Annotated in this window: 4 protein-coding genes; all 4 read left to right on the top strand. The window is 72.1% G+C overall.

The window, feature by feature from the left end:
- Positions 1-33 precede the first annotated feature (33 nt).
- Genes N7925_RS02790 through N7925_RS02775 form a run of 4 tightly spaced genes read left to right on the top strand, consistent with a single transcriptional unit; the run spans position 34 to position 13,994 of the window.
- Positions 34-9,549, top strand: a complete 9,516-nt coding sequence (locus N7925_RS02790; RefSeq protein ID WP_274342903.1) for a non-ribosomal peptide synthetase/type I polyketide synthase — start codon at positions 34-36, stop codon at positions 9,547-9,549.
- Complete coding sequence (locus N7925_RS02785; protein ID WP_274342902.1) at positions 9,539-11,221, top strand: phytoene desaturase family protein; 1,683 nt, start codon at positions 9,539-9,541, stop codon at positions 11,219-11,221. Before N7925_RS02790 ends, N7925_RS02785 begins: the two co-directional genes overlap by 11 nt.
- Positions 11,218-12,942 carry a phytoene desaturase family protein gene (locus N7925_RS02780; protein ID WP_265597891.1) on the top strand — a complete coding sequence of 575 codons (1,725 nt, stop codon included), beginning with the start codon at positions 11,218-11,220 and terminating at the stop codon, positions 12,940-12,942. The genes N7925_RS02785 and N7925_RS02780 overlap by 4 nt, the downstream gene beginning before the upstream one ends.
- A complete protein-coding gene (locus tag N7925_RS02775) occupies positions 12,939-13,994 on the top strand; it encodes an MDR family NADP-dependent oxidoreductase (protein ID WP_274342901.1) in 1,056 nt (351 codons plus the stop codon). Before N7925_RS02780 ends, N7925_RS02775 begins: the two co-directional genes overlap by 4 nt.
- Positions 13,995-14,009: the final 15 nt, after the last annotated feature.

Below are 14,009 nucleotides of genomic sequence, written 5' to 3'. Positions count from 1 at the left end.
CGACTTGCTCCACCACGACTTGAGGAGTTCGACATGGCCGACGCGAACAACCGGGCGTTACGGAACAAGGTGGCGATCATCGGGATGGGCTGCCGCCTGCCCGGCGGCGCCTCGGACCACCGCACGTACTGGCGCAATCTGGTGGAGGGCAAGGACTGCATCACGCCCACACCGCCCGACCGGTACGACGTCAGCACACTCGGCAGCCGGTTCCGCGACAAACCGGGGCGCCTCGTCGGCGGCCGCGGTGGATACATCGACGGCTTCGACGAGTTCGACCCCGCGTTCTTCGGCATCAGCCCCCGCGAGGCGGACCACATGGACCCGCAGCAGCGGAAGCTGCTCGAAGTGGCGTGGGAGGCCCTGGAGGACGGTGGCCAGCGTGCCGCCGACCTCGCCGGCGGCAACGTCGCCGTCTACGTCGGCGCGTTCACCCTGGACTACAAGATCCTGCAATTCGCCGACCTGGGCTTCACCTCGCTGGCCGCCCACACGGCGACCGGCACCATGATGACGATGGTGTCGAACCGCATCTCGTACTGCTTCGACTTCCGCGGCCCCAGCCTCTCCATCGACACCGCGTGCAGCTCCTCCCTGGTCGCCGTCCACCTGGCCTGCCAGGCCCTGAACAACGGGGAGAGCGACCTCGCGCTGGCCGGCGGCACCCTGCTGCACATGGCCCCGCAGTACACCATCGCGGAGACCAAGGGCGGCTTCCTGTCGCCCGAGGGCCGCTCCCGTACGTTCGACGCCGCCGCCGACGGCTACGTACGGGCCGAAGGCGTCGGCCTGGTCGCGCTGAAGCGGCTGGACGACGCCGTACGGGACGGGGACCGGATCCACGCCGTGATCACCGGCAGCGGCGTCAACCAGGACGGGCACACCAACGGCATCACCGTGCCCAACGCCGACGCCCAGGTCGACCTCATCCGCCGGGTCTGCGCCGAGGCGGGCATCACCCCCGGCGACCTCCAGTACATGGAGGCGCACGGCACCTCGACCCCCGTCGGCGACCCGATCGAGGCGAACGCCCTGGCGCGCGCGCTGGCCGTCGGACGCGCCCCGGGCGCCCGCGCCTACGTCGGCTCGGTCAAGACGAACATCGGCCACACCGAATCCGCCGCCGGGATCGCCGGGCTGATCAAGACCGTCCTGAGCATCAAGCACCGCACGATCCCGCCCCACATCAACCTGGAGAACCTCAACCCCGCCATCGACCCGGCGACCCTCCCCTACGAGATCCCCACCCGGCCCACCGCCTGGCCCGAACACGAAGGGCCCGCCCGCGCCGGGGTCAACTCCTTCGGATTCGGCGGCACCAACGCCCATGTCGTCCTGGAGGAAGCCCCCGAGGTCCTGCCGGACGTCCGCCCCGCCGCGCCCGCCGGGCGACGCTGGAGCATCCTGCCCCTCAGCGCCCGCAACCCCGACGCCCTGACGGAGATGGCGGCCGGGATCCGGGGCGAGCTGGCGGGCGACAACGGCCCGGCCGTGGCCCTCGACGATCTCGGCCACACCCTGGCCCACCGCCGCCAGCACCTCCCCGAGCGGCTGTCCGTCGCCTACACCTCGCGTGCCTCCCTCGACGAGGCCCTCGCCGCCCACGCGCGCGGCGAGGCCCACCCCCGGGTCGCCCGAGGCCGCGCCCGGGACGCCGCCGACCGGCGGCTGGTGTGGGTCTTCACCGGCATGGGCCCGCAGTGGTGGGGCATGGGCCGCCAACTGCTGGAGGAGGAGCCGGTCTTCCGCGACGCCGTCGCCGCCTGCGACCGGGCGCTGCGGGAGTTCGCCGACTGGTCCCTCATCGAGGAGATGACCGCCGACGAGTCCGTCTCCCGGATGGCGGAGACCTGGCTCGCCCAGCCCGCGAACTTCGCCGTGCAGGTGGGCCTGGCGGCCCTGTGGCGGTCCCACGGAGTGCGCCCGGACGCCGTGGTCGGCCACAGCACCGGGGAGATCGCCGCCTTCCACGCGGCGGGCGTCTACTCCCTGCGGGACGCGGCCAGGGTCGTCGTGCACCGCAGCCGCCTCCAGCAGACCCTGGCCGGCACCGGCGCCATGCTCGCCGTCAGCCTCTCGGAGGACGAGGCGGAGCGCCGGGTACGCCCCTACAGCGACCGGGTCTCCATCGCCGCCGTCAACAGCCCCACCGCGATCACCCTGGCCGGGGACGAGGCCGCGCTGACTCTGCTGGCCCAGGAGTTGCGAGCCGAGCAGCAGTTCGCGAAGTTCCTCACCGTCGAAGTGCCCTATCACAGCGTCGTGATGGAACGGATCAAGGACGAACTGCTGGCCTTGCTTGCTCCGTTGGAGCCGCGAGCAGCCCAGGTTCCGTTGTACCTGACGGGTGTCGAGGGAACCGCCCGGGGCGAGGAACTGGACGCCGCGTACTGGTGGAAGAACGTCCGCGAGCGGGTGCGCTTCCGCTCCGCGGTCGACCGCATCGCCGACGACGGCCACCAGGTGTTCCTGGAGATCGGCCCGCACCCGGTCCTCGGCCACGCGATCCGCGAATGCCTCGACACGGGCGGAACGAGCGGACTCACCCTGCCCTCGATCCGCCGCCGGGAGAACGAGAGCGAGCGCTTCGCCGCCTCCCTCGGATCGCTCCACAACCTGGGCGTCCCCATCGACTGGAGCGTCCTCCAGCCGGCCGGCCGGCCGGTCACCCTGCCCCGCCACCCCTTCCGGCGCGACCGCCACTGGACCGAACCCCGGCCGGTCGCCCAGGTCCGGCTCGGCCACCGCGACCACCAACTCCTGGGCCGCCGCACCGACCGTACGGAGCCCACCTGGCAGGCCCGCCTGGACACCGAGGACCTGCCGTACCTCGCCGACCACCGCATCCAGGACACCGTGGTCTTCCCCGCCGCCGGTTATCTGGAAATGGCCGCCCAGGCCGTCCTGCGGCTCACCGGCGGCACCACCGCCGTCCTCGCCGACATCGATCTGCGCAAGGCCCTCTTCCTGCCCGACGGCGAGGACCGGACCGTGGAGGTGTCGCTCTCCCTGGAGAACGCGGCCTTCACCATCGCCTCCCCGACCGGGGACGACGGGGAACGGGCCGTGCACGCGAGCGGGATCGTCCGCACCGGGCAACGCCGCCGCACCGCCCCGCCGCTCGACGCCCCCGCGATCCGGGCCAGGTCCCTCCGGCGCCTCGAAGGACCCGACTGCTACACCGCGCTGGCCGCCCTCGGCTACCACTACGGCCCCGCCTTCCAGGCCATCGAGGAGGTCTGGATCGGCTCCGGCGAGGTCCTCGCCCGGATCCGCCCGCCCCGGGCGATCGGCGACGACGCCGCCGGCCACCACCTCCACCCCGTCCTCCTCGACGCCTGCTTCCAGACTCTCCTGACTCCGCTCATCCCGCCGGCCCCCGAAGATCCCGCACCGGTCACCGGGATCAGGCTGCCGCTCTCCCTGGACGAGGTCGCCCTGGAACCCATCGGCGATCAGCCGTTCTGGGCCCACGCCACCCTGCTCCCCGGCGACGCCGACACCACCCTCGGCAACATCGCCCTGTACGCGGACGACGGGGCGCCGCTCGGCCGGGTCCTCGGCTTCCGCGCCGCCGACGTGGAGAAGGCGGCCACCGCCGTCGCCCGGACCACGATCGACTCCTGGCTCGCCGAACCCGTCTGGACCGACTGCCCGCCGCTGCCCGCCGATGACGCCCGGGCCCTGCCGCAGGACGCGAACGACGGTGACGTGAACGACGGTGACGTGAGCGACGGTGGTGACGTGCGCGACGACGGCGTACGAGGCGAGGCGTCGGGAAGCGCCGCCGAGCGCCGACAGGCACCGGCACCCGCGGCAGCGGCCCGCTACCACGACTGGCTGGTCCTCGCCGACACCGGGGGCGTCGCGGACGCCTTCGCCGCCCTGGCCGCCGCCCGGGGCGAACGCTGCCGCCTGGTACGCCGGGGCGCCGCCTACACCGCGTCCGGCGACGGCGCCACGTTCACGGTCGACCCCGCATCCGACGCCGATCTGCGCCGGCTCCTCGCCGACCTGGACCGCGACGGAGGTCCCTTCCGGGGGGCCGTCCTGCACCTGTGGAACCTCGACGCGCCCGCCCTCGCCGCGTGCGACCGGACCTCCCTGACCGACCACACCGGCGCGGGAGCGTACTCACTGATCGCCCTCGCCCGGCTCCTGTCCGCCCGGGGCTCCGGAGGCCGCCTGCACATCGTCACCCGCGGCGCCCAGCCGGCCCTGCCAGGTGAGGGGCCCGAACCCCTCGGCGCACCCGCCTGGGGCATCGGCCGCGTGCTGCGGCACCAGGAACTGATCGAACACCCCGGCAAACTCATCGACCTCGACCCCAGGCGGCAGCCGGGCCCCGACGGCGACCGGGCCGAGGCCGAAGCGCTCCTCGGCGAGGTCCTCAACGACGACGAGGAGGAGATCGCCCTGCGCGACGGCGGCCGCCGCACCAGCCGCCTCCGCCCCGCCGAGGGCCTGACCCGCCCGCTGCCGCTGCGCCTGCGGGCGGATGGAAGCTATCTGGTCACCGGCGCGTTCGGCGCGCTCGGCCGACTGCTGTGCCGCACCCTCGTACGCCGCGGGGCCCGCCGGATCATCCTGGTCGGGCGGACCCCCGTCCCGGCCCGGGAGAAGTGGGCCGGCACCGACCCCGCCACCGCCGAGGGCCGGGCCGTGGCCCTGCTCCGCGAGCTGGAGGCGCTCGGCGCGCAGCCCGTCCTCGCGACCCTCGACATCACCGACGAGGACGCCCTGGCCGGCTGGCTCGACGCCCACCGGCACAGCGGGGCGCCCCCCGTACGCGGGGTGTTCCACCTCGCGGGACAGGTCCGCGACACGCTCGTCGCCGATCTGGACCGGGCCGCCTTCGACGCCGTCCACGACCCCAAGACCGTCGGTGCCCACCTCCTGCACCGGCACCTGCGGGACGAGCCCCTCGAACACTTCGTGCTCTTCGCCTCCATCGCCTCCCTGCTGACCACGGCCGGCCAGACCAACTACGCCGCGGGCAACGCCTTCCTGGACGCCCTCGCCCACCACCGCCGCGCCCAGCAACTGCCCGCGCTCAGCCTGGACTGGGGCCCCTGGGCCACCGGAATGATCGAAGAACTCGGCCTCGTCGACCACTATCTGCACAGCCGTGGCATGAGCTCGCTGTCCCCGGACGCCGGCATGGCCGTCCTGGAACGCGTCATCGGCCAGGACCACGCCCAACTGGTCGTCGCCACCGTCGTCGACTGGCCCGTCTTCCTCGCCTGGTACCCGTCCCCGCCGCCGCTGGTCGCCGACCTCGCCGCGGCCGCCGCCCCGCCGGCCGACGCCACCTCGGGCAACGGATTCCTCGACACCTTCCGCGCCGCCGACGAGGAGACCCGCCGCACCCTGGTCGCCGAGCGGTTCGCCGCGCTCTCCGCCGCCGTGCTGCGCACCGGCACGGACCGCATCGACCCCGCCACCGGCCTCGGCGAACTCGGCCTCGACTCCCTCCTCGCCATGGAGCTGCGGGCCCGGATCCACGCCGAACTCGGCGTCGCCCTCCCCGTGGTCGCCCTGCTCAGCGGCACCCCGGCCGGGGAACTCGCCGCCCAGCTCCACGACGGCCTCACCGCCCTGGCCTCGGCCGACGCCCCCGACAGGGCCCCGGGAGCGGTGGAACTCCACAGCGACGAGGGGCAGTACCCACTGACGCAGAACCAGAAAGCGCTCTGGTTCCTCAAGCACCTCAACCCCGACGGTTACGCGTACAACATCGGCGGAGCCGTCGAGGTGACCGTCACGCTCGAACCGGACCTGATGTTCGAGGCCGTCCGCCGGCTCATCGCCCGGCACCCCGCGCTCCGCACCAACTTCCTCCTGGTGGACGGGCAGGCCGTGCAGCGGGTGTCCGAGGACGCCGCGACGGACCTCGCCCTCTTCGACGTCCAGGGAGAGGACTGGGAGTCCATCCACGCGACGATCGTCCAGGAGTACCGCAAACCGTACGACCTCGCCCAGGACCCACTGGTCCGCTTCCGGCTCTTCAAGCGGGGCCCGGACCGCTGGATCATCATGAAGGCCGTCCACCACATCGTCTCCGACGCCATCTCCACCTTCACCTTCATCGACGAACTCCTCGCCGTCTACGAGGCGTTGCGCCGCAACCAGGAACCCCAGCTCCCACCGATCGAGGCCCGCTACCTCGACTTCCTCAACCAGCAGAACGCCTTCCTGGCCGGGCCCGGGGCGGCGGGCATGCTCGACTACTGGCGCTCCCACCTGCCGGCCGAGGTCCCGCTCCTCGACCTGCCCGTCGACAAACCGCGCCCGGCGGTCCAGACCCACAACGGGGCCTCCGAGTTCTTCGTCCTGGACGACGCCCTCAGCGCCCGCGTCCACGCCCTGGCCCGCGCCCACGGCGTCACCCCGTTCATGGTGCTGCTGAGCGCGTACTACCTCCTGCTGCACCGCTACTCCGGGCAGGACCACATCATCGTCGGCAGCCCGGTGACCGGCCGCACCCGGCAGGACTTCGCCTCCGTCTACGGCTACTTCGTCAACCCGCTGCCCCTGCACGCCGATCTGTCCGAGGACCCGACCGTCGCCGAACTGCTGCAACAGGTCCGCCGGACCGTGCTCGGCGGCCTGGACAACCAGGAGTACCCCTTCGTCCTCCTCGTCGAGGAGCTGGGCCTCCAGCACGACCCCAGCCGCTCCGCCGTCTTCCAGGCGATGTTCATCCTCCTCACCCACAAGGTGGCCGCCGAACAGTACGGCTACCGGCTGGAGTACATCGAACTCCCCGAGGAAGAGGGGCAGTTCGACATAACGCTGTCCGCCTACGAGGACGAGGCCGAGGGCCGCTTCCACTGTGTGTTCAAGTACAACACCGACCTCTTCCTCCCCGAGACCATGCGCCGCATGGCCGCCCACTACATCCGCCTCCTCGACCGGATGACCCGGGTCCCGGGCGAACAGCCCGCCTCCCAACTGGAGATGCTCGGCGACCGGGAGCGTGAGCGGCTCGTCGGGGAGTGGAGCCGCCCGGCCCTGCCGTCCGCCGGAACCGGGGCGGAGCCGTTCGTCCCGGTCCAGACGCTGATCGGCCGCGTCGCCGCCGAACACCCCGCGGCCGTCGCCGTCACCCTGCCCACCGCACACGGCGGGGCGCACCGGCTGACCTACGCCGAGCTGGACCGGCGGGCCGCCGACAGCGCCGCCCGGCTGCGGGCGCTCGGCGTCGGCGAGGGTTCGGTGGTCGTGCTGTGCCTCGACAAGTCGCCCGAGCTGATCGTCGCCCTGCTCGGCGTCCTCAAGGCAGGCGCCGCCTACCTCCCGCTCCGGCCCGACCAGCCCGCCGACCGGCTCGCCCACCTCGTGACGACCACCGGCGCGGCGCTCGTCCTCGTCGCGGACGACGCCACGCCGGAGCAGACCGGGGCCCTGACCGTCCCGACGCTCACCCTCGCCGAGCTCGGACGCACCGAACCGCACCCGGAAGGACCGGCTGCCGAGGCCGGCCCCGACTCGCCCGCGTACGTCATCACCACCTCCGGATCCACCGGCCGGCCCAAGGCCGTCCGCGTCAGCCACCGCAACCTCGCCTCCGCCCACGCCGCGTGGCGCCAGGAGTACCGGCTGGACACCGACGTCCGGACGCACCTCCAGATGGCCGAACCGTCCTTCGACGTGTTCACCGGCGACCTGGTGCGCGCCCTGTGCTCGGGCGGCACCCTCGTCCTGGCCGACCGCGACCTCCTCTTCGACACCACCCGGCTCTACCGCACGATGCGTCAGGAGCGTGTCGACTGCGCGGAGTTCGTCCCCGCTGTGGTCCGCGGCCTGATGGACCACTGCACACGGGAAGGGCTGCGGTTGGACTTCCTGCGACTGCTGGTGGTCGGCTCGGACGCCTGGAGCGTGGGGGAGTACCGCCGGCTGGCCGGGCTCTGCGGACCCGGCACCCGCCTCGTCAACTCCTACGGTCTCACCGAGGCCACCATCGACAGCGCGTTCTTCGAGGGGCCCGTCGACGACCTGGAACCCGGCGCCATGGTCCCGATCGGCCGGCCGCTGCCCAACAGCGCCCTCCATGTCCTCGACGCCCACGGCGAACCCGTCCCGCCCGGCGTGCCCGGCGAACTCTGGATCGGCGGCGACGGCGTCGCCCTCGGCTACGCCGGAGACCCCGAGCAGACCGAGGAGCGCTTCGTCACCCGGGCGCTCGGCCGGACCGCCGACGCCCGGCCCGAACGCCTCTACCGCACCGGCGACATCGCCCGCTGGGACGCGCACGGCCGGGTCCACCTGCTCGGCCGCACCGACGGACAGGTCAAACTGCGCGGCCACCGCATCGAGATCGGCGAGATCGAGGCGCAGCTCGCCCAGTGGCCCCCGCTCGCCCGGGCCGTCGTCACCGTACGCACCGACACCGGGGGAGAGGCGGCGCTCTGCGCCTACTGCGTCCCCGCGCCCGGCGCGACTCTGGACGTCCGGGCCCTGCGCCGCCACCTGGCCCGCTCGCTGCCCTCGTACATGATCCCGTCCCACTTCACCGAAGTGCCCGCCCTGCCGCTGACGGCCAACGGCAAGGTCGACACGGCCGCCCTGCCCGCCCCCCGGGCCGGCGCGGGGGACCGGCCGCACGAGGAGCCCGTGACGCTGTACGAGGTCAGTGTCGCCCGCCACTGGAAGACCCTGCTCGGCCGTGAACAGATCGGCCTGGAGGACGACTTCTTCGAACTCGGCGGCAGCTCGATCAAGCTCATCGAACTCCTCCACCACCTGCGCACCGAGTTCGGCGTCGGCGTCCCCGTCAGCAGGCTCTACCAGGTCACCACGTTGCACGGCATGGCCGCCACCGTGGAGGACGTCCTGCTCGGCACCGCCGCCGACGAACTGCCCAGCCTCACCTTCAACGCCGGTCAGGCCTCCGCCCTCTTCTGCTTCCCGCCCGCCGGCGGCCACGGGCTCGTCTACCGGGGGCTGGCCGCACAGCTCCCCGACTACTCCGTCACCGGCTTCAACTACCTGCCCGGCGACGACAAGGTCAGCCGGTACGCCGACCTGATCGAGGCCGCCCGGCCCGACGGCCCGTATCTGCTCCTGGGTTACTCCCTCGGCGGCAACCTCGCCTTCGAGACGGCCAAGGAGCTGGAGCGGCGCGGCCGGGACGTCGCCCATGTCGTCATCCTCGACTCCCGCCGCATCCTCGCCGCCTACGAACCGGACGCCTCGGGCATCGCCGCCTTCGAGAGCGAACTCGCCGACCACGTACGCAAGCACACCGGCTCCGAGGCCGTCGCCCACGAGACCCTCGCCCACGCCGCCGAATACCTCGCCTTCTGTGGGCGCACCCCCAACACCGGCACGGTCGCCGCGACGGTCAGCGTGATCACCGACGAGGAGAAGGCCGCCCTGTACGCCGCCGGGGAGCACGGCACCTGGCACGGCAGCTCCACCGGCGCCACCGCCGTACTGCGCGGCTCCGGCATCCACGCCGACATGCTCGACGCCAAACACCTGCCCCGCAACGCCGAGCTGGTGCGCTCCGTCCTGAGGGGAGACGCGACCCATGGCGGATGACGACCCCACCGACTGGACCAGCAGGGAACGCGCCCCGGGCACCCCGCCCCGCGTCATCGTCATCGGCGCGGGCGTGGCCGGCCTCTCCACCGGCGTCTACGCGCAGATGAGCGGAGCCAGGACCCGCATCTTCGAGAAGCACGTGCTGCCCGGCGGCTGCTGCACCGCCTGGTCCCGCGACGGGTACCTCTTCGACTACTGCATCGAGTGGCTCATCGGCACCGCCCCGGGCAACGACGCCCACCGGGTGTGGAGCGAGCTCGGCGCGCTCGACGGCAAGACGGTCACCAACTTCGACCTGTTCAACAAGGTCGAGGACGCCTCGGGCCGGTCGGTGACGTTCTACAACGACCCCGACCGGCTGGAGGCCCACCTCCTGGAGGTCTCACCCGCCGACGCCCCGCTCATCCGGGCCTTCACCCGGGACCTGCGGCGCTTCATCGACATCGAGCTGTACCCGTTCCTGACCGCGCCCGCGCTCAGGACCGTAGGGGAGAGGGCCCGGACCCTGCGCACGGTGCTCCCTGCCTTCCGGCTGTTCTGGCGGACCGCCGCCACTCCGATGCACGTGTTCGCCGACCGGTTCCAGGACCCGCTGCTGCGCAAGGCGTTCCGCAACATCTTCTTCCAGGACCCCGAGGGCTTCCCGATGCTGCCGTACCTCTTCAACATGGCGGCCGCCCACCACGGCAACGCGGGCTTCCCCCAGGGCGGTTCGCTCGGCCTCGCCCGCTCCGTCGAGGAGCGCTACAAGAGCCTGGGCGGAACGGTCACCTACCGGGCGCGTACCGAGCGGATCCTGGTCGAGAACGACCGGGCGATCGGCATCGAACTCCGCAACGGCAGGCGTTACTTCGCCGAACACGTGGTCTCCGCCTGCGACGGCCACACCACCGTCTACGGACTCCTGGGCGGCCGGTACACCGGACCCAGGATCGACAAGCTCTACACCGACCTCCTCCACCGCCCCGGCACCCTCTTCCCCGCCGTCGTCTCCGCCTTCGTCGGCCTGCGCGGCGACCTGGAGCCCGAGGAGGCGCACAGCACCACACACCTCCTCGGCCCGGACGACGCGGCCCACCTCCCCGGAGCCCTTCAGGACAGCCTCGTCGTGCAGGCACGCTCCCGCTACTCCGGCGGCTTCGCACCGCCGGGCCACTCCGTCCTGCACTGCACCTACTTCAGCGACTACGCACACTGGAAGGACCTGCGCACCAGAGACCGCAAGGAGTACCGCCGGCGCAAGCGCGAAGTGGCCCACTTCGTCCGCGACTTCCTCGAACGCCGCACCCCCGGCATCGCGGATCGCATCGACATCGTCGAGGTCGCCACGCCCGCCACCACCCACCGCTACACCGGCAACCTCGGCGGATCCATCCTGGCGTGGAAGGCGTTCTCCGAAGCCGACGACGTCGCCGCGCGCCTCGTCGGCAAGGACCGGATGCGGCTTCCGGGACTGAGCAACTTCTCCATGGCCGGACAGTGGGTCGGCATGGGCGGCCTGATCCGCGCCGCCTCCACCGGCCGCTTCGCCGTCCAGTACCTCTGCCGCGACCTGGGCCTGGAATTCCGGGCCTGGGAGAGCAAGGGCGCCGAACCCTGGCACCCCGGGAAGCTGGGACACCTGCCCCAGCTCGACCGGTGGTCCGCACGGGAGAGCGAGGGCTCATGAGCGGCGACAGGAACGGACCCCGGACCGGCGGCCCCCGCCGGCCCCGGGAGACGATGATCATCATCGGGGCCGGTCTCGGCGGGCTCTCCACCGGCTGCTACGCCCAGATGAACGGCTACCGCACCCGCATCCTGGAGATGCACGAGATCCCCGGCGGCTGCTGCACCGCCTGGGAGCGCGGCGGCTTCACCCTGGACGCCTGCGTCAGCTGGCTCCTCGGCAGCGGCCCCGGCAACGAGATGCACCAGATCTGGCTGGAGCTCGGCGCCCTCCAGGGCAAGGAGATCCGTCACTTCGACGTCTTCAACATCGTGCGCGGCACGGACGGCCGGGCCGTCCACTTCTACTCCGACCCCGACCGGCTCGAAGCCCACCTCATCGACATCTCGCCCGCCGACGCCCGGCTCGTACGGAAGTTCTGCGCCCAACTGCGCAGCTTCCGCAAGGCGCTCGCGGTCTACCCCTTCCTCAAGCCCGTCGGACTGATGGGACGCCGGGAGCGCTGGCGGATGCTCGCCTCGTTCCTGCCGTACTTCAACTCCGTCCGCACCACGATCACCGTCCTGATGAGCGACTTCTCCCAGAAGTTCAAGGACCCCCTCCTGCGGGAGGCCTTCAACTTCATCCTGTACGAGAAGCACCCGGCCTTCCCCGTCCTCCCCTTCCACTTCCAGCTCGCCTCGCACGCCAACCTCTCCGCCGGAGTCCCCGAAGGCGGCTCCCTCGGCCTCGCCGAGTCGATCGAGGCCCGCTACCGCCGGCTCGGCGGCGAGGTCTCCTACAACACCAAGGTCGAGACGGTGATCGTCGAGGACGACCGGGCGGTGGGCGTCCGCCTCAGCGACGGTCGGGAACTGCGCGCCGACATCGTCGTGTCGGCCTGCGACGGCTACACCACGACCATGAAGTTCCTGGAGGGCAAGTACCTGGGCGAGGACTACCGCAAGCTCTACACCGAGACCATCCACGAACCCGGCATGGTCTTCCCCGGCTACTTCACCCTCTTCCTCGGCCTCTCCCGCCCCTTCCCCGAAGGGGACCCCTGCACCACCTACCTCCTCGACGGGGCGACGGCCGCCGAACTGACCGGCATCCGCCACCCCAGCATCAACGTCCAGTTCCGCAGCCGCCACTACCCCGAACTGTCCCCGGACGGCACCACCGTCGTCTACGCCACCTACTTCTGCGACATCGCCCCCTGGCGCGCCCTGGACGAGGGCCCCGAACAGATCACCCGCACCCGCGGCGGCCACGAGCTGCACACCCTGCCCGTACGGCACGGGCGCGGCTACTACGCGGCGAAACGACGGGCCCGCGAGACACTCGTCGGCTTCCTCGAAGAGCGCCACCCCGGCCTGCGGGACGCGATCGTCGTCCGTGACGTCTCCAGCCCCCTCACCCAGGTCCGCTACACCGGCAACTACGACGGGACCGTGCTGGGCTGGCAGCCCTTCGTCGAGAGCGGCGAGACCCTCGAAGAGCTGATCAAGAAGCACGGCCCGGGCCTCCCCGGACTGCGCGACTTCTACCAGTCCGGCGTCTGGGCCACCACCGGCGGGCTCATCCGGGCCGCCGCCGCCGGACGCCACGTCATGCAGTTCGTCTGCCGCGACGACGACCGGCCCTTCACCGCCTCGCTCGACCTCACCGCACCACCACCGACCCACCGGGTCATCCCCGTGCCCGTACGCCCCGCCGCACCGACCGAGAGGAAACCATGAAGATCGCGAAATGGGTGGTCCGCGAACACGTCGAAGGAGTCCCCGACGTGGACCGCGTCTACGAGAAGGTCGTCGAACACGTCGACGTGACCCTCGCCCCCGACGAGATGCTCCTGCGCACCCTGTACGTCTCCGTCGACCCCTACCTCCAGGGCATCGCCCTCGACACTCCCATCGGCCGGCACATGGGCGCCGACTCGATCATGGAGGTGATCGACGCGGGACCGCGCGCCGCCCACCGCGTCGGCGACCTGGTCCAGGGGTTCGGCGGCTGGCGCACCCATCTGATCAGCACCGGCGTCCCCGAACTCTGGCAGACCGGCACGTTCCCCATGGTCTTCCCCGCCTACCGCAGGCTCGACCCCCGGTGGTACGACGACGCCCTGCCGCTGACGACCGCCCTCAGTGTGATGGGCGGCCCCGGCATGACCGCCTGGGGGACCCTGACCAAGTACATGACGATCAGCCCCGGCGAGACCATCGTCATCAGCGGTGCCTCCGGCTCGGTGGGCACCCTCGTCGGGCAGCTCGCCGCGCTCGGCGGGGCCCGGGTCATCGGCACCACCTCCTCCCCGGAGAAGGCGGACTACCTCACCGGGCTCGGGTTCGACGCCGTGATCGTCTACCGCCACGGGGACGGCGCGGACACCGTCCGCGACGCACTCGTCCGGGCCGCCCCCGACGGCGTCGACCGCTACTTCGACAACCTCGGCGGCGCGGTCACCGACGCCGTGTTCCCCCTGCTCAACATCGGGAGCCAGGTGGCGGTGTGCTGGCAGTGGGCGACCCAGGTCGGCAACGAGAGCACCGGCCCCCGGCTCCTGCCCTACCTGATGTTCCCGCGCGCCACCGTCCGCGGCATCTTCTCCCTGGAATGGTTCACCGAACAGAACTGGCAGGACCTCCACACCGACCTGGGCGGCCGCGTCCGGCGCGGCGAGGTCGTCTGCGACCACACCCTGCACCACGGCTTCGACGCGATCCCCGCCGCCTACGGCAGCCTCTACGGCGCCCGGGCGGCCAACCGCGGCAAGGTGCTCGTCGAACTCTGAGCGCGGCCCTCCCTC

This window comes from Streptomyces sp. CA-278952, from assembly GCF_028747205.1.
Classification (GTDB): Bacteria; Actinomycetota; Actinomycetes; order Streptomycetales; family Streptomycetaceae; genus Streptomyces.
The sequence above is the reverse complement of the archived record's forward strand: the minus strand, read 5'-3'. Positions and strand labels throughout refer to the sequence as shown.

Excerpts from the sequence above, each read along its gene's own strand:
- N7925_RS02775 (WP_274342901.1), top strand. The coding sequence starts at position 12,939 with ATGAAGATCGCGAAATGGGTGGTCCGCGAACACGTCGAAGGAGTCCCC.
- N7925_RS02790 (WP_274342903.1), top strand. The coding sequence starts at position 34 with ATGGCCGACGCGAACAACCGGGCGTTACGGAACAAGGTGGCGATCATC.
- N7925_RS02785 (WP_274342902.1), top strand. The coding sequence starts at position 9,539 with ATGGCGGATGACGACCCCACCGACTGGACCAGCAGGGAACGCGCCCCG.
- N7925_RS02780 (WP_265597891.1), top strand. The coding sequence starts at position 11,218 with ATGAGCGGCGACAGGAACGGACCCCGGACCGGCGGCCCCCGCCGGCCC.